This window comes from Hyphomicrobium sp. MC1 (assembly GCF_000253295.1).
In the GTDB taxonomy this organism is placed as follows: Bacteria; Pseudomonadota; Alphaproteobacteria; order Rhizobiales; family Hyphomicrobiaceae; genus Hyphomicrobium_B.
On the sequence record NC_015717.1, the window covers coordinates 215,338 to 237,897 of the forward strand.

17 protein-coding genes and 1 pseudogene are annotated in these 22,560 nt (G+C 57.0%); 10 read left to right on the plus strand and 8 right to left on the minus strand.

The genetic code is table 11. From position 1 onward, the window contains the following. Nucleotides 1-784: 784 nt before the first annotated feature. Together HYPMC_RS00965 and HYPMC_RS00970 are read left to right on the plus strand one after the other, a co-directional pair. A complete protein-coding gene (locus HYPMC_RS00965; RefSeq protein WP_013945866.1) occupies nucleotides 785-3,388 on the plus strand; it encodes a TonB-dependent receptor in 2,604 nt (867 codons plus the stop codon). A 311-nt stretch (nucleotides 3,389-3,699) separates the two neighbouring features. Beyond that, a complete protein-coding gene (locus HYPMC_RS00970; protein WP_013945867.1) occupies nucleotides 3,700-3,996 on the plus strand; it encodes a hypothetical protein in 297 nt (98 codons plus the stop codon). A 343-nt stretch (nucleotides 3,997-4,339) separates the two neighbouring features. On the opposite strand, the gene HYPMC_RS00975 is transcribed toward HYPMC_RS00970, so the two are convergent. Continuing rightward, on the minus strand, nucleotides 4,340-6,340 hold the full coding sequence (locus HYPMC_RS00975; RefSeq protein ID WP_013945868.1) for a DEAD/DEAH box helicase: 2,001 nt from the start codon (nucleotides 6,338-6,340) through the stop codon (nucleotides 4,340-4,342). Between the two features lie 329 nt (nucleotides 6,341-6,669). Then, nucleotides 6,670-7,152, minus strand: a complete 483-nt coding sequence (locus tag HYPMC_RS00980) for a helix-turn-helix domain-containing protein (protein WP_013945869.1) — start codon at nucleotides 7,150-7,152, stop codon at nucleotides 6,670-6,672. 78 nt (nucleotides 7,153-7,230) lie between these two features. Between HYPMC_RS00980 and HYPMC_RS00985 the strand changes: the two genes are divergently transcribed. The 4 genes from HYPMC_RS00985 to HYPMC_RS23030 all read left to right on the plus strand — a co-directional run bounded on the left by HYPMC_RS00985 (nucleotide 7,231) and on the right by HYPMC_RS23030 (nucleotide 9,555). Beyond that, nucleotides 7,231-7,902 (plus strand): cation transporter, encoded by a 672-nt coding sequence (locus HYPMC_RS00985; RefSeq protein ID WP_013945870.1) that lies wholly within the window; start codon nucleotides 7,231-7,233, stop codon nucleotides 7,900-7,902. A 15-nt stretch (nucleotides 7,903-7,917) separates the two neighbouring features. Next, on the plus strand, nucleotides 7,918-8,511 hold the full coding sequence (locus HYPMC_RS00990; RefSeq protein ID WP_013945871.1) for a Spy/CpxP family protein refolding chaperone: 594 nt from the start codon (nucleotides 7,918-7,920) through the stop codon (nucleotides 8,509-8,511). 173 nt (nucleotides 8,512-8,684) lie between these two features. After that, entirely contained in the window at nucleotides 8,685-8,813 is a 129-nt protein-coding gene (locus tag HYPMC_RS24595) for an SHOCT domain-containing protein (RefSeq protein ID WP_244421080.1), read from the plus strand. Continuing rightward, complete coding sequence (locus HYPMC_RS23030) at nucleotides 8,752-9,555, plus strand: pentapeptide repeat-containing protein (RefSeq protein WP_013945873.1); 804 nt, start codon at nucleotides 8,752-8,754, stop codon at nucleotides 9,553-9,555. Before HYPMC_RS24595 ends, HYPMC_RS23030 begins: the two co-directional genes overlap by 62 nt. A 384-nt stretch (nucleotides 9,556-9,939) precedes the next feature. Here HYPMC_RS23030 and HYPMC_RS01005 read toward each other — a convergent pair whose 3' ends face one another. After that, nucleotides 9,940-11,466, minus strand: coding sequence for a hypothetical protein (locus HYPMC_RS01005; protein ID WP_013945874.1), 1,527 nt, complete (start codon nucleotides 11,464-11,466; stop codon nucleotides 9,940-9,942). Between the two features lie 600 nt (nucleotides 11,467-12,066). On the opposite strand from HYPMC_RS01005, the gene HYPMC_RS01010 reads away from it, so the two are divergent. Together HYPMC_RS01010 and HYPMC_RS01015 are read left to right on the plus strand one after the other, a co-directional pair. Next, nucleotides 12,067-12,660 (plus strand): Crp/Fnr family transcriptional regulator, encoded by a 594-nt coding sequence (locus HYPMC_RS01010; protein WP_210160622.1) that lies wholly within the window; start codon nucleotides 12,067-12,069, stop codon nucleotides 12,658-12,660. 248 nt (nucleotides 12,661-12,908) lie between these two features. Continuing rightward, on the plus strand, nucleotides 12,909-13,295 hold the full coding sequence (locus HYPMC_RS01015; RefSeq protein ID WP_013945877.1) for a group 1 truncated hemoglobin: 387 nt from the start codon (nucleotides 12,909-12,911) through the stop codon (nucleotides 13,293-13,295). A 174-nt stretch (nucleotides 13,296-13,469) separates the two neighbouring features. On the opposite strand, the gene HYPMC_RS01020 is transcribed toward HYPMC_RS01015, so the two are convergent. The 5 genes and pseudogenes from HYPMC_RS01020 to HYPMC_RS01040 form a co-directional block, all read right to left on the minus strand. After that, nucleotides 13,470-14,459, minus strand: coding sequence for an acetamidase/formamidase family protein (locus HYPMC_RS01020; RefSeq protein ID WP_013945878.1), 990 nt, complete (start codon nucleotides 14,457-14,459; stop codon nucleotides 13,470-13,472). A gap of 1,249 nt (nucleotides 14,460-15,708) precedes the next feature. Continuing rightward, a pseudogene (locus HYPMC_RS01025) lies at nucleotides 15,709-15,900 on the minus strand (hypothetical protein); the annotation flags it as partial. A gap of 59 nt (nucleotides 15,901-15,959) precedes the next feature. Next, nucleotides 15,960-16,868: a dihydrodipicolinate synthase family protein gene (locus HYPMC_RS01030; protein ID WP_013945882.1), complete on the minus strand. Its 909-nt coding sequence runs from the start codon at nucleotides 16,866-16,868 to the stop codon at nucleotides 15,960-15,962. A gap of 24 nt (nucleotides 16,869-16,892) precedes the next feature. Next, nucleotides 16,893-17,684: an aldolase gene (locus tag HYPMC_RS01035; RefSeq protein ID WP_013945883.1), complete on the minus strand. Its 792-nt coding sequence runs from the start codon at nucleotides 17,682-17,684 to the stop codon at nucleotides 16,893-16,895. 66 nt (nucleotides 17,685-17,750) lie between these two features. Then, on the minus strand, nucleotides 17,751-19,178 hold the full coding sequence (locus HYPMC_RS01040; RefSeq protein ID WP_013945884.1) for an APC family permease: 1,428 nt from the start codon (nucleotides 19,176-19,178) through the stop codon (nucleotides 17,751-17,753). Between the two features lie 154 nt (nucleotides 19,179-19,332). On the opposite strand from HYPMC_RS01040, the gene HYPMC_RS01045 reads away from it, so the two are divergent. Together HYPMC_RS01045 and HYPMC_RS01050 are read left to right on the plus strand one after the other, a co-directional pair. After that, a complete protein-coding gene (locus tag HYPMC_RS01045; RefSeq protein WP_013945885.1) occupies nucleotides 19,333-20,808 on the plus strand; it encodes a PLP-dependent aminotransferase family protein in 1,476 nt (491 codons plus the stop codon). A gap of 13 nt (nucleotides 20,809-20,821) precedes the next feature. Next, complete coding sequence (locus tag HYPMC_RS01050; protein ID WP_013945886.1) at nucleotides 20,822-22,510, plus strand: bifunctional protein-serine/threonine kinase/phosphatase; 1,689 nt, start codon at nucleotides 20,822-20,824, stop codon at nucleotides 22,508-22,510. Nucleotides 22,511-22,560: the final 50 nt, after the last annotated feature.

Genomic DNA, 22,560 nt, shown 5'->3' on the forward strand with positions numbered 1-22,560 from the left:
CCCCGCCATTTCCCTGCTGGTGCAGTCGTTGTCCCTGCGGCAGCAGATACGAATTCGCCGCGCGCCGACATCTTGTGATGTCCGCTAACCTGCAGTGAATATTGAGATTTCTCGCGCTTCGCGTCCGTGCAAGGGCGGCGAAATACGCGAAATTCGCTGCTTTTGTTGTGTGAGCAGGGAATGAGTGGTTATGGAGACGGGTTCGCGTCAGACTGCAAGCACCGCCATAAATCACTGAATGCAAATAGAAAAATTCGTATCTCTACGGTCGTCGCAAATTCCTGGGCGCCGTCCGAGACTTAGCGCATGCGGGCCGTCAACGTGTGACCGCGAGACGGGTTTCGGGCCGGAATTGTGAGGCCGTCGTGCCGACAGTCTCTTGTCGGCTGTCAGGTGGTACCGCTGAGTGTCGAAAAGGAGTGGGTCTTAGATGCCAGAATCCACAGGCTCAGCGTAGCCGATTTCCCCACTCTGAGGGTGGGACGTCTCCGTTTTGGAGCAGATCATTTTCTCGTTCGCCCGGCGCACCGGTCCGACAAGCCGGTCAAGAAACACGCAGTGTGCATATCGAATCATATCGAGACCACTGCTTAACTCGGGATAATTTGAATTCGACATTCTCCTTTTCTCGATCGAACGGTTGCGTCCTTACAACCTCCATCAGGAAAAAGATGCAATTTCTGCCAGATCATTTGACCGCTTTCAGGAAGGAAGATTTCCTCCGACGAGGGGTGAATCGGTGGGGAAAAGCCGACTCTAAGAGATCGCACCGGGGGAAATTGGAATGCTGCCGATCTATCGTCTGGCCGCGCTCGCAGCTGCTGTTCTGTTGACGGGGGGCGTCGACAGTGTCTTCGCGCAGCAGACCGGCGGCAGCACGGATATTGCCCCAACCACACCCCCCGCCACGACGACGCAAGCGCCCACCACGCAGCCCCCACCCGCCGCGAGCGGGGCCACGACCACGCCTCCGGCCGCGAATACGCAGCTGCTTCCGGAAGTGGAGGTCATCCAGCAGCAGGCAAAAGCTCCCCCACCGCGAAAGGTCCGGCAGACTGCGAAGCTGAAGAAAGCTCCCGTTGCCCTGGCCCCGGTGACGCCGCCGACGGCACCGGTTGAAAAGGACTTCTCGGTCGCCGAGCCCACGCAGGTGAAGATGTCGCCCGTGGGCGGCAGCGAACTTCCGATCGCGAAGGTTCCGGGGTCGGTCGGTACGGTTTCATCCTCCGACGTGACGCGCAGCGGCGCGATGGCAGTGCAGGACGTGCTCCAATCGCGCATCCCCGGCGTCATCGTGAATGACTTGCAGGGCAATGAGTTCCAGACGAATGTCCAATTCCACGGCTTCGATGCGTCGCCTCTTGACGGCGTTCCCCAGGGCTTAGCCGTCTACGAGAACGGCGTCCGCATCAACGAAGCCTTTGGCGACGTCGTCAACTGGGACTTCCTGCCCTCGATAGCCATCTCTGATATCGCCGTGATGAGCAACAATCCGGCGTTCGGCCTCAATGCGCTCGGTGGCTCGATCAGCATATCGATGAAGGATGGATTTAATTTCCAGGGCGTCGAGACCGACATCCGCGGCGGTTCGTTCGGACGCATACAAGGGTCGGTACAGGCAGGGCAGCAAGTCGGCAATTACGCAGCCTATATCGCGGTCGAAGATATTCACGACGGCGGTTGGCGGCAGTTCTCGCCATCCGATATTCGCCGCACGTTCGCCGATATCGGGTTCAAGAACCATGACGCCGAGTTCCATGCCAACTTCACTGGCGCCGATAACTTCGTCGGGGCCGTTACGGCCTCTCCGGTCCAGCTGCTGGATGAAAGCTACAGCGCCGTCTACACAAATCCGCAAACGACCCAGAACGACATGGCAATGGGATCCGTCAATGGCTCTGTCAATGTCACGGATACATTTAAGGTCTCGGGCGTCAGCTACTATCGCCGGTTTAATCAACATCACGTCGATGCCAACGGCTCCGAAGCGGCGCCCTGCGCGGGCGATACAAGTGTGCTCTGCTTTGACAATCTCGACGGCACGACCGTTCAGCTCGTCGATCAAAATGGCAACTCGGTATTAACGCCGCCTGGCGGCGACAATTACGTCGGCGAAATCGATCGTACCTCGCAGCAGGCCGAAAGTTACGGGGCGTCATTGCAGGGCGTGCAGAAGGCGAAGATCTTCGGCCATACGAACCAATTCTTGTTAGGCGGCAGCATCGATCATGGCCGCGTCGGCTATCAGACCAACGCCGAGATCGGAAGCATCGGTCCCAATTTCACGATAACCGGCGACGGTCAGATCGTCGCCAACTCGGATATCGCTCCGGTCGATATCACGACGACCAACACCTATTACGGCGTCTTCTTTTCCGACACCTTTGATGTAACTGACCGGCTCTCGCTGACGGCCGGCGGCCGTTTCAATTACGCCGATATCCGTCTCAAGGACAACACGGGGCTAGCTCCCGATCTCAATGGCAACAATGTCTATCAGCGTTTCAATCCGATGGCTGGAGGCACCTATCAACTTCTTCCGGGGCTCTCGCTCTACAGCGGATATTCAGAAGCCAACCGCGCGCCGGTCGCGGCTGAGCTTGCCTGCGCAGATCCCAACAATCCCTGTCTCATTTCGAGCTTCCTGACCTCAGACCCTCCATTGAAGCAGGTCGTCTCTCGCACCGCAGAGGCGGGCCTCCGCGGTGAGATCACCAGCTTCGGCGATCATCAAAAGGTCACTTGGACACTTGGCTTCTTTCACGCCATGAATAGCGACGACATTATAAATGTGGCGTCGTCGATCGCCGGCCGAAGCTACTTTCAGAACGCGGGCAACACGCTTCGAGAAGGGCTCGATGCCAGCATCGATTACCGCAACGATCGTCTGTATCTCTTCGCCAATTATAACTTCACCGATGCACGCTTCGAGAGCACATTCGACGTTAATTCGCCGAATAACCCTCAAAACCCATCGAACGGCAATGATTTTATCACCACCGTGCATCCGGGTGATCGCATGCCGGGTATTCCGCAGCACAGGTTCAAGGCGGGTTTCGACTACTGGCTGACGCACCAATGGAAGTTCGGCGGCGATTTGACCGCCGCTTCCGATCAGATTTTCTTCGGCGACGAGGCGAACCTGAATAAGCCGTTAGCCGGATATGGCGTCGTCAATCTTCATACATCCTACGACGTCACTCAAAACGTGCAGCTCTACGCGATCGTGAATAACATTTTCGATCATCAATACGGAACGTATGGCAACTACTTCACGCTTGACGACGCAACCGCAGCATCGCTCGGAACCATAGATTTCACGGATCCGCGCACGATCGTCCCGGCGACACCGCTTGCGGCTTACGGTGGAATGAAGGTCAGATTCTAAGTAATCGTACTCGGGTCACTGGCTTTCGGGTATGTTCCTGTTCCATGATTTGTCTCATTTCTCGATAGACAAACGAACATGGTCCGCGGCAACACCTACGCCTTACTCGACGGCCGGATTCGGGCTAAAACTTCCGTAGCTTGGTTAGTGGTCAACGCTTTTGACCCAAATCGGACACGCATGGATGGTCATGGCGTGTGTGTGGAGAGTCGCATTGCGGAAAATATCTGTGACAGCAACAGTCCTTTACTTGGCAACTGCCAAGCACTCGACTAGCGTTAAACGTGATTTGTCCGCACCGGGGGGTTGCAATGCAGGTTTTCAAGTCAGGCTTCGTGGCCGCGATTATGGTGTGCGCGCTTTCGGCGACGGCTCATGCGGCCGAATGTACGAGGGTCGCCGCCATTGGCGATAACTTCACCCACGATTTGGCGGTGCTGTTCTCCCACAACGCACTTAAGAATACGATCGCCGGGAAAGGGCTTATACCGAAGGGGCCAGTGAAAACCACCTGCAAATCAGGGGCGATGATTGAGTGTTACTCCTCGCAGATGGCCTGTAAGGGCGGGACGCCTGCGGCCTGCTTAGGCCCCTGGCTTTGCTTCTGAACCAGGCACTAGACGTACCCTCAGTTTGATCTGTTCTTGCGGCTCGAACCTCGCAGTTATGCCGAGCACTATCCGAAAAGATGCATCGGGCGCTTTTTGCCCGTAACGGCGCCGCCCGAGTGAAGCTAACGGGATCGCTTCACCTCCGGGAAAGCAGAGCCAGGAGGCGTCGGCGTCTCGGCGGAGCCGACGGTCGGTCCCAATAGCTGTCGCGTGGAGTAGCAGCGATCGGCGATGCGGGAGCCCCGCCGATCATGTCCGCTGTGAGACGAGATAGGTCGAATCTTCGGATGCTCGATCACGTGTTCAAGCCCTGAGTGGACTTGTTCACGTTCGGAAATCGCTATGAGGTCGGGCGATGCTTCTTCTGCTGCTTCTTCCCATGAGCGTATTTTGACACAGGCTTATATTCGCCGCTTGATTTTGATGAACCTGGGCGAGGCCCGGTGCCCTTGGGATGAGTTTTCTGCGCGTCACGCTTTCGATGAGGATGCGCGCCGGCTTTTTCTTTGCTTCGATCCCGCCATGGCGTCTTCGCGTGCCGACCCGTTTGGAGATCAGACAAGGTTGCGGCTTTGGCCTCGTCGTCTTTCTGCTGCCGGGCAGCGAGGGTCGGATTGCCGTGCGTACCAGCGTCGTCACCCATGGAGGCGCCAATGCGCGAAATCCGCCCCTCGTTAGGCTTCATGGAGCGCGCGGTATCCGCGAACGTGTCTGCGGATTCGGCGGCGATCTGGAAGCGCGTGTCGCGGTCGAAGATCTTGATGGAACCGATTTCGGCTTTCGTCACATTGCCGGCGCGGCAGAGAAGCGGCAGCAGCCAGCGGGGCTCGGCGTTACGCTCGCGGCCGATATCGATGCGGAACCAGACCATCTCACGGCCCTGATCACGAACGGCGTGCGTGGAGCGGCCGTCTCTCGGGCGCGCGCTCGCACGCTCGTCTCGGCCTTGCGGCCCTTGGCTGCGTACTTGTCTATGCTCGACCCGCTCCCGAGGTGCTCGCGCATGATCATCGCGCCGCCGCGGCGAGCCCGTATCCTCAGTAAGATCTTCCGGCGCGGGCAGCTGGGCTCGGTGGATCCGGACCAACGCGAGAGCAATCTCTTCTGCCGTGCGGCTGGACTGAAGGGATTGCGCAAGCTTCAGGTCCTCGTCCGTCGCGGGAGCGGTGAAGATAGAGCTGGCCAGAAAGCGCTCCTGATCGCGTGCGCGGATCTCGTCAGCGGTCGGTGCCGGGCCCCACGTGACCTTAAGCTTCGCACCGGCCAGCAACGCATCGGCCTTACGCCGGCGGTTGAAGGGGACAATCAACACACACAGGCCCTTGTTGCCGGCCCGCCCCGTGCGACCCGAGCGGTGAAGGAGTGTCTCTGCATCATTGGGCAGATCGGCGTGAATGACGAGCGAGAGAGCCGGCAAGTCGAGTCCGCGCGCCGCCACATCCGTCGCGACGAGAACGCGCGCGCGGCCATCACGAAGTGCTTGAAGTGCATGCGTGCGCTCGTTCTGCGTCAACTCTCCGGAGAGGGCCACCGCAGAGAAGCCTCGTTCCAAGAGACGCGCGTGCGTCCGCTTTACGGCTTCGCGCGTCGAACAGAACACAATCGCGGCGCCGGCCTCGTGAAACCGAAGCACGTTGACGATGGCGTTTTCAGTATCGCTCGGAACGACGCGAATGGCGCGATAGTCGATGTCGGCATGCTGCTCGTTGCGCTTCACCGTTTCGATGCGAACAGCGTCGCGCTGGTAGCGGCGCGCCAGTGCTTCGATCTCGCGCGGCATGGTGGCCGAGAACAGGAGCGTCTGGCGGCCTTCAGGGGTCGCGTCGAGAATGAATTCCAGATCCTCGCGAAATCCGAGATCGAGCATCTCATCGGCCTCGTCGAGCACAACGGCTGCGAGTTTTGTCAGGTCAAGCCGCCGTCGTTCCAAATGGTCCCGCAGACGTCCGGGCGTGCCGACAACGATATGAGCGCCGAAGCCGAGTTGGCGGGCCTCCGCGCGTGCGTCCATGCCCCCGACGCAGGTCACAACACGCGCCCCGGTGTCTGCATAGAGCCAGTCGAGTTCGCGCTGCACTTGCATCGCAAGCTCACGCGTGGGTGCGATGATCAGCGCCAGCGGTTCAGCGGCTTGCGAGAAACGTTCCGCTTCTCCAAGAAGCGTCGATGCCATCGCAAGTCCGAAGGCGACCGTTTTCCCGGAGCCGGTTTGAGCCGAGACCAGCAAATCACGCCCTACCGTGTTGGCTTCGAGAACCGCTAATTGCACGGCAGTAGGCGCAGAGTAGCCGCGCGCAGAAAGAGCGCGCCCGAGTGCGGGATGAACCGACGGGAAGGTCATGATTGTGAAGACTTTTCGAATGGAGAAGGCCCACCCGGCTCTATTCGAGTGGCAGGCGCACTTCGTCAAGATTATCGTTATTTAGCGTGCGTAGCTGGTATTCGGCGTAAACGCCAGCGGGCAGGTTGGCGCGCTTCGAATGTTGGTTAGCCTGCCGCAAACCCTGCCACGTAAGACTTTCGGCCGGAAGGTCTCAATAGCTGACATTTGGTTGATGCTTGACGAGGTGGCATACACACGATGACGGATGTCTGCTTTAGAGAGCAAAACGGAAGTACTTCAGGCCGCGCCGACGCTCGCTCGTGACCCTAAGCAGAAATCGCTTTGGGTTAAATTCGAAGGATTTTCTTCCCTTTTATTGCAGTTTCTGACGTTCGTGCCGGCGATCGCGCTTTGCCGCCATTTGACTTGGAGGAAGCGCCTGACAAAGCCTCTATGATACGGCAGTCTTTAACGCGCGCGGCGTGGCATGTAGAAATTACAGTTCTAAGTTCGCGACGCACAGCTTGCAGGCGCTTTATCTTGCCGTCGATATGCGCGACCTGACGACGAGCAATCGCATCAACGCGTTGGCAGGGAGCATCCGGACGATCTGCTAGCGTGAGGAGTTCGCGCACTTCATCCATGTCAAAACCGAGATCGCGGGCATGACGGATGAAAGCCAGCCGCGCGACCGCACGGTCATCGTATCGCCGTTGCCCTCCGCTCGTGCGGTCCGGCGTTACCAATAGCCCGATTTGCTCATAAAAGCGGATGGTCGGTACTTTAACGCCGGTCAGTTCCGCGAGCCCGCCAATTCCGATTTCGCCCATGCCCACATACCTCTTGAACCTCTAGCCACTAGAGATCCTATACTACATCCTGGATGTTGCAAATTGCGGCATGAGAAGATGACCGATTGCGTTAAGAGCGGGTGTGGCTGCTCCCAAAATCTGGCCTTCAACGGTCTAGCTCCCGGCTATCAGCGCCGCCTTTGGGCGGTGATCGCAATCAACGCGGTCATGTTTGCCGTCGAGATGGGAGCCGGAGCGATGTCGGGTTCCCAGGCGTTGAAAACAGACGCTCTCGATTTCTTCGGCGACACGCTGACCTACGGTCTCAGTCTCGCCGTCATCGGCCTGCCATTGCGCGTGCGGGCCACAACCGCAGTGGTTAAAGGGATTACTCTCGGGCTCATGGGGCTTTGGATTTTCGGCTCGACAGTTTGGCACGCCTTTGCGCCGGGCGTTCCTGTCGCCGAGATCATGGGATCAATCGGCTTTCTCGCACTCGCAGCCAACTTGGCGAGCGTCTTGATTCTCCTCAAGTACAAGGACGGTGACGCCAACGTACGCTCTGTGTGGCTGTGCTCACGAAACGACGCCGTCGGCAACGTGGCCGTCATCTTGTCAGCATACGTCGTATGGGGCACAGCGAGCGGCTGGCCGGATATACTCGTGGCGGCAATCCTTGCGTCCATATTCTTGCATTCGGCGACCAAGATATTGGGACAGGCGCTCGATGAATGGCGAAGGCAGTCCGATGGCCCCGCTGAAATGATCGCTGTGGTTGGCCGAACCTGAGGAGGAGTATTTAAAATGAGTTTCCGCAAACATCTTATCGCAGGAGCGCTGCTGGCGATGCTGGCGGCACCTTCAATCGCATTCGCGCAAAGTTCGAGCCAGCAGCCCCCTACGACGGGCTACGGAATGATGGGTCACGGGATGATGGGCTACGGCAACGGGATGATGGGGCCAGGAATGATGGGACAGGGCTACGGCATGATGGGTCCAGGCATGATGGGCTATGGCGGCATGGGTCCGGGAATGATGGGTTATGGTATGATGGGCCCCGGCATGATGATGGGCTATGGTCCAATGATGCAAGGGCAGCTCGCCTACCTTAAAGCCGAGCTCGGCATAACGGACGCTCAGAAGGCTGCTTGGCAGGATTATGTTGACGCGGTGCAAGCACGAGTCGCCGCCATGCAGGGAATGCACGCAACGATGATGCAGGCTTGGCAGTCCGGTACCGCGACGGATCGCCTGGACGCACATATCCAGGCGATGCAGAGCATGCTGGACAGCATGAAGGCGATGAAGCCGGCGACCGAAGCCCTCTACAAGACATTAGCCGACGATCAGAAAAAGAAGGCCGACCTGCTGCTTGGTAATGGCTGTTGCATGATGTGAGGTCGCGTGTCGTGCAGACTTTTGGTGCATTCGTAGCGCCATCCGTGTTGGCGCAAATCGGTCCTGTGCAAGGTCCCATGCATGGGTGGTCATTTGGCTGGTGGCCGATGGGCGGTATCTTTTGGATTGCGTTTCTGGTGATTGCCTTTTTTGGCGTCGCCGCGATCATTCGGATGCTGTCCGGCGACGGAAGTCCCCGGCGACACTCGTCATCGGCTCTGGCAATTCTTGAGGAGCGGTATGCGCGAGGAGAGATCGACCGCGAGGAGTACGAACAACGCCGCCGCCATCATGGTGGCTAGGGGTAGTCGTGCTGCTCTTCTGAGCATCCTTGCGGCAGCGAGTTACTACGTCGCTTGGCCCGTTCAGGCCTTCGACACCACGCTTCATGATATTGTCACGGCCTTGCACAACGCGGATCCGTCGCATCCGCTTAACCTTTCGGGCAGAAATCTCCGCTTTTTTGATCTGAGCGGACTTGACTTCAAGCACGCCGATCTCGCCGGGGCAAATCTGCTTGGTGCTGACCTCACGGACGCAAATCTGTCCCATGTCAACTTGAGCGGCGCGAGCCTCGATCGGGCAATCATTGTTCGCACCAATTTCATGGATGCAGATCTATCAGGTGCCAGTCTTTTCACGCCCGTCGCTTACTTGTCGCTCGAAAAGGCCAGGGCGGAAGCCCCGAACTTCACGGGCGCAAACTTCTCCGGAGCGCGGATAGTCGCGCACTTCAGTCAAACAAGCTTTCGGGGGGCGAACTTTACCAACGCGCAGATGCAATGGAAACGAAGGGACCAGCTCAAGACACCTGAGCGCACGCAAATATCGTGGTCCGACCTTAGCGGGGCGACGTTCACCGCAGCGAACCTCGAAAATATCATGATCACGTCGTGCAACCTCAGCAATGCCGACTTTTCAAGGGCCAGCTTGGCGCATGCTGACTTGTCGGATTCGAACATGACTAGAGCCAAATTGGATCGAGCCGATATTGACGGCACCTTGTTTAACGGAGTGGAAGGGCTGGCGAGTGTTCACCGCTAAGTGTCGAGCTGCGGTGCGGGACTTCCGGATTTGGCCCTTAGCCGACAAAGTCATGACGTCTGCATTTAGGGTAAGCAGCAGACGTTCGCGGATGACTGGCAAACGACCAGGTCGGACGTTCTGCCGATATCCGCTATCTCGGCAAAGCTGACTTACGAGGCGCCCCCGAGGTTTCGTACAAATTTCACATGAGCCGTTTTGCAGCTATCTTCGAGCCGAGTGCGGCTTCGCAGAGAAAGCGGACTTGAGTGTTTAACGGCTGGCTCTCGTGCTCTCCTGTCCGCTCCACTCACCGAAGGAGACGTGAGTTACTGAAAAAGCGTCTCCGGCCGATTATCATCCTTTGACTTGAGGAAGCCCCGGAGAATCGGCGCTTATCTATGGTCACTTCGGAGTGATCGGTGCGCCGCCCGGTCCAGGCGTCCCAAACACGCTCACACTGTCGATGGCCTTGCGCTGCAGCCGCGTCCAATCAGCGAGTTGTCCGCAAAGCGAGGGGCGCGGGGATGGCGCGTCCTTTGCACAGCGGAGCGAGACGAAATTCTGCAAGCCCATTGCAAGCTGCAGGGAATAATCGCTCGAATAGAGCTGAGTATCACTGAAGACCGCGCCGCCCGGGACGTTGCCGAAGTACATCATGCGAAGGCCCTGCGCCGTTTCGGGATGCTTTTCCGCGTCGAGCCCGAGGACAGCTCCATTAGGCGCAAATTCCGCGAGGATAGGCACCATCGGAAAGCCGGCTGTCTGATGGCAGCCCATGCACGAACTTTTCGGATTATCTACGGGGCCGGCGAGGCGGCCGCCGAAGCCCAGATGATTGAAGCTCAGTGGTGGAGTGGCCAGGTCCTTGACGGCTTGACGATTGATCCACTGTTCGGTGAGTGGTTTATAATCGCACGGCCCGTTCCGACCTTTGCAAGTTTCGGCGTAGGTCACCTTAGGGTTGTTTCCCCACTGTAGGCCGAGCGGCGTCATGCGTGCCCAAGGTGTTTCGCCTTTGGCGTTCCCGTCATAGCCATAAGTCCCCAGCAACCAGCCCGTAGGGCTGCGCTCGTCGCGCACTTGCAGATCGATCTGAATGAGGCGCACCTTGCCAATACGACGCTCGTACCGTGACAACGGCCCCTCGTTGCGAAAGCGCGGGCTCTTGTTGACGAAGATATCGGCATCCCACTCCAGTGCGCCTTTCACCGTCGGCAATTCCGCTTCGGTCACCGTCGAAAACAGAAGTTTGATGACAAACGCGCCGTCCGGCATGCTGTTCAAACCTGTTGGATCAGGATTGAGCGCGCCAGGCTTCGGGTCATCGGGATCGCAGTAGACTTGGCCTAACGCGAAGGCGTATCGATCGTTGACGTAAGCCTGAGCCCAGGTGTCGACGAACTCAAGCTGCCGCTCACCGAACGTGTTGCCGGCAGAGTCGAATTCATGGGTCAAACCGTGCACGAATTCGCGGCCGTCGGTCCCCGGCCAGTCGGAAGCGACTTCGGTATTCCAGTCCATCCAAGGCGAGCCGTACCATTTACGGATTTTATTGTCTTCGACGTAGAAGTCGACCGCGACGTTGCCTTCCAGCCCGTAGTCCAGGAGCGCGCGCAGATAAGCCTCTGGATCTACCGGACCGCCGTCTCTAAATGGAATTTTTAGCCACGGATATTCTTCCTTCACCGGAAGCTCCGAGGGATAATCTTGGCTGAGCTTGTAAACGCGACCCTTGTAGCTCGACGGAGGATCGCCGCCGTTGCCCTGAAGGTAATAGTCCTTGAACGTGCCCCGACGACAATTCTTCTGCGCGAGCGAATTGCGCAGCGAGTCGCTGGTCGCAGAAGCAGGCGTGGACAACACTCCCTCGCTCGCGCACGTCAATGCGAGCATGGCGCTTATTGCCGACAATCGAGCGAGCATTTGCATTACCAAAACAATCCTTATGCGATTCAAGGCGTACGCTGATCATCAGGCGGCGCGACTGCGAACCGTAATGGATGTTTTTCTAAAATATACTCCAAGCCGTCAGGTAGCTTGGGAACGGGGTTAGAAAAGCGTAAAGGCTGTGCCTGCTGCACGAATCCCAACTGCAACGGTTCCCCGCCACATCGATCCGGCACTTTTTTAGAGGTGACGTTTCGGGATAGGTTGTAGCAGGTGAAGAGACGACAGCATCTCGCTCTTTCAGAAAGCGATAGATATCTTCAACTCGAATGGACCAGCGATTTTGGTAGCCAGAATTAGCGCAAAGGACTCTGGCGTCCGGACGCTAACAGTAACACTGACAGGATTTTCCGTCCGCTTCTGTAGTCAGCGCTACAAGAGCGTAGTCGGTTTTTATTTTACTTTCCCCGCCGCGCTATGGACCAGCGCGTGGTCTGTCGGCAGAGACGAATGATGAACAAAACATGTGCGGCTGGCTCTTGTAAGTGTATGGAACTCGCCGGGCCCGGTGCAGGCCTACATCCGCGTTGTTTCGAACAAATCTGGCTGTTCGATGGAGCGCCACAGGAAACGCTTTGTACTGTGGCCGACGAGCTCGTCCGAAGGAAACTCGATGCCGGTGAGGATCTCTTCCATCAAGGCGAAAGCGCCGACAGCATTCACCTCATCAAAATGGGCTCGGTGAAACTCACGAAGATAAGCGCGGATGGACGTATTATTACCTTAGACATTCGCAAAGCGGGTGCTTTGATTGGTGAAAGCGCACTGCTGGAGGAGGGCGTTTATCCGGTTGGTGCTACTTGCCTCGAAACCACGGTGACCTGCGGGATAGACAAGAAGACATTTGAAGGATTGGTAACAAATCATTCCGATATTGGCCTCGTCGTCATCCGCAATCTATCACGGCGAATTCAACAACTTTCGAGCCGGGTTGGCGCGTTGTCCGAACCCAATCTCGAGGACCGGCTTTACGAGGTGTTGGTCAACGTCGCCCTAGAAGTTGGCGCGCGTGGTGCTGGTGGCTGGACAATCGCATTTCCCTTAACGCATGAAGAAATCAGTTTTCTGGTGGGAGCACACCGTGTCAGCGTCACTCGTGCGTTGTCTCGGCTAAGGGACACCGGAAGAGTTCGCATGTCGGGCAAACAGCTGTTCATCAGCGATAAGGTGATTTAAGCGGGCCGACATCAAACGTTGCAGTAATTTATAAATCGCCCTGCAACCACTCGGCAGATTAGTGCTCATTGAAGAACGCCCGAGGCGACATTCGCATTTCAAAAGATAAATTCCGGTCCTCGTAGCGCCTGCTACGACATTATCCGCGTACTCCTTGCAGAGTGACTGCCATCAGCACGGATCAGCCGTCGATGGTCATTTCCCCAATTGCGGCGGGTGATTGAAAAAAGTTACTGAGCGAGGATGAGATGACGGATAAGACGCTTTATGAACGACTTGGGGGAGCATATGCCATTGCAACGGCGGCCGATTACCTGATCGATCGCTTGCACACCAACGCTACGATCAACAACCTCAATCCGAAGGTCAAAGACTTCCACAGCGCGCAATACAAAGCTGGCTATAAGTTCATGGTCACCGCGTGGTGTATTGAGGCGACCGGCGGACCCAAGTGCTATCCGGGAAGGGACATGTTCGAGTCTCACAAGCATCTGAGCTTGACGGACTATGAGTTCGACGTCACTGCGCACGAAATCCGTAACACGCTCTACCAGCTTGGCGTTCCGCCGCAGGAGATCAGTGAGTTTATGGATATCATTGAGAGGTATCGCGGTAAGGTCCTCTCTCGAGTCTGACAGGGGACGATAACACCATCGGTTTCGCCATGTTGGATCGATGTGATTAGGAAATCAAACTTCGCGGCCCCGTTTGTGCAACCTAGCGGTCTCTTATTTGCAGGCTTCTGAAACGCGAACGGGGCCACATAGGTATGGAGCAGCAGCCCCGTTTCTTCTTAAGTTTAATACCATTTAAGTGAGGAGAGACTTCGCAATCGAGGCCCCCAGCGTATATTTGGGATCGACCATGTTGCCGACGCGAAGCTTGCCCACCTGCGTCAGAAGCATGTATGCCTCAATGGCATCGAAGCCGTAATCCTCCGCCATCCAGTACACGAGCTCTCGATAAGCGATGCGAGCAGCATCCTCCATTGGTTTCGCTGATCCGATCGTCATAATGCGCTCAGCCGTTTCGAGACGTGGCCAGCGGAATTTCCAATTTTTGATGAGATCGATTTGAATCGTGGTGGTCGTTGGATGTTCCAATGCGAAGCCGCAAAGTTCTCCATCGCCCTGAATGGCATGGCAGTCCCCGAGGTAAAGCAAAGCCCCTTCTTTCTGAACGGGCAGATAAATGATGGAGCCCGGAGCGACATCGGGCAGATCCATGTTGCCACCATAGTAATCGGGAACAAGCGATGAAATGGCTTCAATTTCGGGCGATGTGCCGATCGTCCCGATAAAGGGCTGATAGGGTAGTGTGAGCTTATCGCTCCATCGCACTCCTTTAATTGGGTCGACCTCGATCTTTTTCACGATCTCCGGCAGATAGGGCTGCAAATTCGCCGTATCGCCGGTGCCCACGAGCGCACCAAACTCCGGCATGATGCAGGTTGTGCCTACTGGCTGGGGTCCGCGAGGTACGATTTCTTCGATGTATACGGCGAGGCAGTCCCCTTTCTCAGCACCGTTTACATAGATCGGACCATTCTGCGGATTGAGAAACGGGAAATTGAGAATTTGGCTTGGCTTGTCGTCGGTGGACTTAATCTGTCCTTCCATCGCGTCGTGCGTTTCCGCAGAAACGACCGCGCCCGGATCAACTTTCAAAACGGGAGACGCATAGGGACCGTAGACATAGTGATACGTCCCTTGAGAATCTTCTGTAATGGCATGGCTGGTGCCGCGCTTTCCCTTCGCGACGCCGCGCTTCGCCATGATGGAATTTTTTAGCCAAGTCATCGTATTTTTACTCCCCAGTGTCTTTGCGCCATCGCATCAGTCCGTGTGGAATTATCCAAATGGAAAGTCGAAGACCGCGGCGACGATCGTGTCCGCCGATCAAAAGCTCAGGGTCCTGAATAAGCAGCCACGGCTGGGGAACGCTTGGGATTGACGATCAAATCCGAACCCCCCGTGTTTGCCTTCTGCACACATTGCGGTAGAATACAGACCGTTCTGCACACCAATACATAACGGTCTGCATGCAAAGTCTAGGGGGAGCTTTTCGGCCCTTTCAGTCAACATTGACGCAGTCGGGTGCCATTACTTACCGCCGGACTACTCAATGGTTTGAGGGCACAGTCGGCGTAGGACTGCTGTACATGTTGCCTGCATAATTGCGCCCGCTTGGGCAGTAGTCTCGCCCCTAAGCGGCAGAGCGGGATAGGCACGATCGAGATAGAGCATAAGCGACTATGATCTCGTATGTCTGAATTTGGTCCAACGGCGTTATCTCAATGGTCTCATTAGGACAGGCGGTGAATTTCCTCATAAGTTCACACCTTCTGATGCTCCTGTCGTCGCGATCCAGAGCAGGGGGATATCATGTCATCGGACGGTTGCGTTGGCTCAAGGCGCCTCGTCCCTGTCTCGAAAGCATACGCCACCTGAATGACTCGACATATTGCCGACGAGGGTCTCACTGCGATTGGAAACCTTAGCCCGCGCCGCAAATCGCAATTGCTTCATCTCTGTCGAGGATCGTCTCAGCGCAGCACCGAGGCTGCATCCAAACGGCGCTTGCATCTCCACCATCGAAGGCCGTGACTCCAGAAAGCCACGGGGTGACGGTATCGGGATTTTTCTTGAGCTAGGCGCGCGCCGTAGCTTTCGGATCGGCGCCGCTTTTGAGGACGGGCTCCATCATCGCGCCTTTCATGGCGAGCGGAGAACTTCAGGTTCGTGAGAAGCTTACCCAAGTTCGCGCACGCATTGACATAACCAGAGCGAACGACCGTGTTGACCACGGCTGCACCGAAACCCGAGTCGCCCATGCCATCGAGGTAGTGAATTGAAGCGCAAGTCTGGCCGCCCGATAAGCAGGCGTCCGCTCAATAGTTAGAAATTCAGCAAAAGAAGCTCGATAAAAGGCTGGGCTCTTTTGCTCCGCGGTTCGATCTTTTTAGACGTCACACCTGCGGATCTCCGCCGTGCCAACGCGCATCATGGCGTGCGTGCGTTGGGAAGGGCATCGCGTCAACATCACATAGAGATCGCGGTAGCTCAGAACGCCGGCAAGATCATTCCCTGGCGCCGGCAGGACGAATGGCGATGAGCCCGTCGCAATGACAAGTTTATCATAGGACTCGATAATGCCGTGATCCGAGGTAACGGTCTTCGTCACGGCATAACGATCCTGCGCGGCTTCGAGCAAATGCTCGAGCATCCGCCCCGGCGCCATGCCGTTGCCGATGATGATGAGTTTTTCGATCGTCGGATCTTTCTCACAAACTCAGCCGCCTACGCCGCCGCCTTGTAAGGCTCGGCGCTGAGCGTGCGCATGAGATTCGAAAGGATCGCTACGTTTTCGTCCGAAAGAGGCTTCAACGGGCTCCTCGGCTTGCCTGCATCGAGACCTTTGATCTTGAGGCCCGCTTTGATCGTCGGCGGCAACCCTCCGTTGCCGACAATAAACTCAAGCAACGGCAACTGGTCGTAAAACACCTTGCGCGCGCCCAGGAGATCGCCCGCCTCTATCGCACTGAAAAGTTCGATATTGAGCTTTGGAATGAGATTGGGTGCCGCGGTACACCAACCGGTAGCTCCGGCAACGAAAGCTTCGAACGCAAGCGGATTACTACCATTGTAAAATGGGATCTGACCGTCGGAGAGCTTGTAGAGCTGATGCATCCGTTGGATGTCGCCGGTGCTTTCTTTGACCATCGTGATATTGTCGATCTCCTTCACCATTTTCGCGATAAAGTGCGGCCGCATATCGATGCCGCTGGTCGCTGGATTGTTGTAAAGCATGATCGGTATGTTGATGCTCTGCGCAATCGCGGCGTAATGCGCGAAGATCTCTTGCTCGTTGAGCTTCCAATAGGAAATCGGAAGCACCATCACCGCGTCGGCGCCCGCTTGCTCGGCAAATTTCGCCCGGCGGACGGCGTTGCGCGTCGTAAGATCGGAAATGCCGACAACAACCGGAACTCTCTTTCCCACCTGATTGATCGCCGTCTCAGCCGTCTCGTCCCATTCACCGTCGTTGAGATAGGCACTTTCGCCGGTGCTCCCCAATGGCGCAATCGCGTGCACGCCATCGGCGATCATCATGTCGATCGATGCCTTGAGCGCCGCAACGTCGATGCCTTCATTGCTCGTGAAAGGCGTAATCGGATAAGCGATGATGCCCTTAAATTTCGGTGTCATGATGAACCTCTTTTTGACGGTGATTTAGGCTGCGTCTCGGATGGCGTCCGCGTGACTCTTGAGGGCGCGGCGGACGTAATAGTTGAAAGCGACGGAATAGCGCTTGGGCGTCGAAATCCAGTCATGCGCCTCGCGGGCCAAAAGCTCGGGGACAGGCTTGATGTCCGAGACTGGCATGGCAGTTAGCTGAAGCTTTGCTGCTCGCTCCATCAGCAACGCGAGCACACAAGCTTCCTCGACTGTGGAGCCGGTAACGAGCATTCCATGGTGAGAAAGCAAGATGGCGCGCTTTTCCCCCAACGCTCCCGATATGATGATCCCTTCTTCATTACCCACAGGGATACCCGGCCACTTCTCGAGAAACGCGCAGTCCTCATAGAGCGGACACGTATCCATGTGCGAAATAGCCAAAGGAATTTCGAGCATGGAAAGCGCGGAGCAATAGAACGGGTGCGTGTGGATGATGCAGTTGATGCGCGGATGCTCGCGATAAATCCAGGTATGGAACCGATTGGCTGGATTTGGCATCCCTCGACCGTCGACGGTCTCGAGATTCTCATTGACCCGAAGAAGATTGTCTTCGGTGATCTCGTCGAAGCCGTGCCCGAAGGGCTGTGTGTAATAAGTGCCGGGCTCCTCGGCTCGGGCAGTGATCTGGCCAGCAAGGCCTAAATCGTGGCCGCCGTCAAAAAGAATGCGGCAGGTAAGCGCGAGCTTTTGCCTCGTCGAGTAATCGCCATCGGCCAGTTCGGTGCCCATTCTTTGGTGGGCTATCGAGACCAACTCGCTTTTTGAAAGTGTAAGTGTATCGGACATTTATTTCTCTCCTTTGATCGCGCGGTAAAGTGAGAGAGGCCGGTGGCTCGGCCTCTCACGTCGGCGTCAGGGAGCATTGAGGGCCGGGCCGCTCCCAGGAACGAAGCGGTCATGACTGCTCTTGAGGTCGCTGATGATATCTGCAGCGGCCGAGGGTTTGCGGCGGTGGAAGGCCAGGATCCAGACGAGGCCGATCGCGAGATATGCGAGGAAGAGATAGGGGAAGCTGTCTACGGGCGCGGCCGGCACAGGATAGACACTTCCGACAGTCGGGATCGCGAGCAGCATCAACGCGACTATACAAACTGCCACATCTTTCGTTTGAAGTTGGCCGATGGCTTTCAGATAGACGGGTGCAGCGATCGTTATCAACGCGTACGGGACGAGGAAGCCAAACGCTGCGCAGGTGCCCGCATAGTTAAAGAGATCAAGCATCGCGATTCCGCCAGCCGTCGCCGCGATCGGGATGAGAAAGGCTATCGCAGCGAGCACGGTTACGGCCACATGCGGTGTTTCATTCGTTTTGTGCGACGTCGCGGTAACGGGCGGGAGGATGCCGTGACGGCCCATTGTGTAGAGGATGCGTGATCCGGCATTGAGGCAGGATAGTGCGAGCGCGAAGAAGCTGATCATCGCGCCCAGAGAAAGCGGAACTTGAAGAATGCCGACGTGTGCGAGATTGGCGAGAACGTTCAGCGGCGCATCGAGTTTATCAAGAGACGTAGAGTATCCACGCGTTCCGAGGACCATGACATAGGTCACGAAGACAAAGAAGGCGCCGGAAATCAGCAAGCTCATGACGACCGCGCGAGGGATCGTTTTCAGCGGATCTTTGGCTTCATCGCCAAAAGCCGTTGCACACTCGAAGCCGACAAGGCTGAAGATCGCCACTACCACGCCGAGGCCCATGCTAGATGCTGGGAAGGTCGACGTCGCGAACTGAGCGCTGTCGATTGCAAAGTGATGCCGGAAGAGGACAATGAAGCAGAGCAAGCCGATCAGGGCCATCGAGGCGCCTTCGCAGACGAGCATCATGATCGCCGAAAGCTGCACGTTCTTCCATGCCAGGAACCAGGCGGTGGCGACGCAAACGGCGGAAAGCAGCAGCGGCGGCGCACTGATTCCAGCCATCGCCAGAAGTTTGCCCGAGAAGATCGTGAAGCCTGTCACACCTGCGGTGGTGATGCCCATGTACGCCCAGAGCAGCGACCATCCCCCGACGGCGCCAGCATTAAGGCCAAGGCCGCGGCAGATGTAAGCGTACATCGAACCAGAGCCTGTCGATCGGCGCGCGAACTGATTGAGATTGAAGGCGACGAACAGCAGCATGACCGTGCCAAGAGCATAGGACAGCCAACTCCAGTCGCCGGTGTTCGAGTACATGACGGGAATGATTAGCGCTGCCGTCATGGTGGGTGAAATCAAGGCCACAGCTTGGGCCAATAGTTCCGTGAAGCTGAGGCAGTTCGACTTCAGCTGGTTGGTGGTTTGCATCCCATATCTCCTGTTGAGCGCGAGGGGCATCGTTCGGTGCCGCGCGTTTTCTCGCGGCCCGTAATTCGGCTCTTTCCTGCTGCATCTGCGAAAAGGATATGCTAGCAACTGGCCCTATCAACACAGCCAGATCTTAAAAAGCGAGTGGACCAGAATGTTGCGCCCCTGGCACCTCTCTCTAGCTCTCACGCGGGGAAAGAAATCCGTCTCTCAACAGATTGTTCACGCAGTCATCGAGGACGTGAGACGCGGAAGGCTCGCGCCGGGGTTCCCATTGCCAGGAAGCCGTGAACTCGGTGAGACGCTGGGTATCAATCGAAAAACTGTGATGGACGCCTACGCCGAGCTAGAGGCGCAAGGCTGGGTTTCGACGCAAACGCGTCGTGGAACATTCGTCGCGGAAAATCTTCCGCAACTGGAAAATGTCAGCGTTGACAAGCGGTCGCGCTCCAGAACCATTCCGCTGGAGCCATCTTTCAAGCTCTCGCGGCCTGAGGTCACGCTTGCTGCCGATCTGCCGCCATCGAAATGGCTAAGCTTCAATGACGGCGCACCCGAAATACGTCACGTGCCAATCGAGGCCGTAGCGCGCGCCTACAGAAACGGCTTGCGCTCGACACTGCAACTCCGCCGGTTGGGCTATGGCGATCCGCGCGGATCGGAGGGCCTTAGATCTGCGCTCGCGGCGATGTTGACGGCGGACCGGGGCTTGGCTGCCGGCGCCGACAACATCTGTCTGACGCGAGGAAGTCAGATGGGCATTTTTCTCGCAGCGCAGACGCTCATTAACCCTGGAGATACGGTCGTCGTTGAGACGTTGAGCTATCCGCCCGCTCGAGAAGCGTTTCGGCGCGTGGGCGCGGAAATCGCGACGGTTCATGTTGATGACGATGGCATCAATGTCGAGGATCTTGAGCGGGTGTGCCGCAGGAAGCGTGTGCGCGCGGTCTACGTGACGCCGCACCACCACTTTCCAACGACCGTTTGCATGACGCCCGAGCGGCGGATGCGGCTTATTCTGTTGGCGGCTCAGTTCGGCTTCGCGATCATCGAAGATGACTATGAGCATGAATTTCATTTCAGCCATCAACCGATGCTGCCGCTGGCAAGCTTCGATACCGCCGGGCATGTCATTTATGTCGGCTCGCTTTCGAAGCTCCTGAGCCCAAGTTTGCGGCTCGGATACGTTTGTGCGCCGAAGTCACTTATCGATCGGATGGCAGGAGAAGTCATGATGATCGACCGGCAGGGCGATCCGGCGATGGAGGCAGCAATCACGGAGCTGATCGAAGCGGGCGAAATCCATCGCCACACGCGCAAAATGCTTCGCCATTATATCGAGCGGCGGGCGAAGTTTGCTGACGGGCTGAATGCGGTACTTCGAGGGCGAGCAAGATTTAACGTGCCTGACGGTGGTCTCGCCTTTTGGGTTCGCTTTGATGGCATTGACTTGAAGCGTCTGGTCGCGAGGTGCCGGGAGAAGCAGCTCCATATTCAAATGCCGGATGCATTCTCGTCCTCCGGACAAGCGGTCGGCGCGCTTCGGTTGGGTTTTGCGAGCCTCGACGTCAAGGAACTGGCCGCCGCGACAGCGCGATTGGGTGCGGCACTCGCCGAAACGAAACGTTAATTGGGAAATTGTGATGGCGCGCCGCACGAGCATAGAGGTCAGCATAGGTTTCTCCAGCCACTGCGGTGCCCGCCTCGATAATCAGGATTTTGCCGCTGCCGATCTCGGTTCTGAGGAGGAGCGTGCACTTCAGGGCGTGCTCGTGGCTCTCGCCGATGGCGTCGGCGGCAGCAAAGGCGGCCGTATCGCAGCCGAACTTGCAGTCCAAAATTTCTTCGATGGGTATCGTTCGCAAAATCCTCTGGGCAGTGTGGCTTCGGCGGCGACAAAGACCATGGATGGCTTCAATCGATGGCTGAACGCTCAGGCTCGAACACCCACTATGAAGGGCGCCGCAACGACCTTCACGGGCGTCGTCCTTCGCGGTCGAGAGGCACTTGTTTTGCATATCGGCGATAGTCGGGCTTGGCATTTGCGTGGTGCTGCGTTGGCGCTCTTGACCGAAGATCATGTTTCGATCAGTAGCGATGATAGGGCAGTTCTGTTGCGCGCGCTGGGGCTTGAACCGGTGTTGCGGCTAGACTTCATTCGGCAGTCACTTGACGATCACGATCGGCTCCTCCTCACGAGCGACGGCGTACACGGGGTCCTCACGCAGCAAGAGATCGCTCGATTGCTTTGCGCTCGAAAAAGTTCCCAGGCTGACGCGGATGCGATTACAGCCGCAGCGCTCGCTGCCGGATCGCAGGACAATGTGACCGCATTGGTCGTCGATTTCATTGCGCTGCCATCGGTTGATTTTGATGCGTTGGCGGCGGAAATGGATAGCCTCGCGCTTCTGCCGCCTCCGGAAGAAGGAGAAACAATCGACGGCTACCGTCTCGAACATCTTCTCTCCGACGCGGCGTACGCTCGTATCTTCGTCGCTAGAGATCGGGAAAATCGGATCGTCTTGAAATTTCCAAAAACGATGTTGCTGTCGGAGGATGGTGCAAGGCTTGCCTTCCTGCGCGAAGGCTTTCTTGGGCGGCAAGTCGAAAGTCCCTATGTGGGACGGACTCTAGCTTTGCCCGAAGGCAGTCAAAGCCGGCTCTATATTGCGATGCCCTTCTATGCGGGCGAAAGCCTCGAGACTAAAATTTCCGAAGAACAGGTGCCCCTCCGCGATGCGGTTGCGATCGCACTAAAATTATCCCGCGGCGTTGCCTCGCTTCACCGCCGTGGCATCGCACATCGCGATATCAAGCCTGGAAACGTCATTTTGACGAGTGACGGAGGGCTCAAACTCATCGACCTCGGCATCGCACGCGTACCAAATTTTAAAGAGCTTCCCGAGAAGGAAGTGCCCGGAACCGCAAGTTATATGGCTCCCGAACTCTTCAAAGGAGAGCTTGGCGATGCCATCTCCGACCAATTTTCTTTGGGCGTCACGATCTATCGCCTCTTCACGGGGCATTATCCGTATGGAGAGACTGCACCATTTACTACGCCTCTTTTTGGTCCACCCATTCCCGCTTCCCAGTACCGTCCTGAGATGCCGGCGCGATTGGAGGCCGCAATCATGAAAGCCATTTCCCTGCGCCGAGACGACCGCTTTGCAGACGTGGAAGAGTTGATCTACCAGCTTGAAACAGGGATGCTGAATGTATTGCCGCCACGAAATGCGGTGCCGCTGTTGAGGCGCAATCCGGTTCTTTTTTGGAAGAGCATTTCCGCATTGCTTATCGCTGTCGTGATCGTCGAGTTCCTCCTTATGAGATAAGGTGAGGTGCGCTTGGCCCCACCATGGGGATGTCTGATCGACCCCGGATG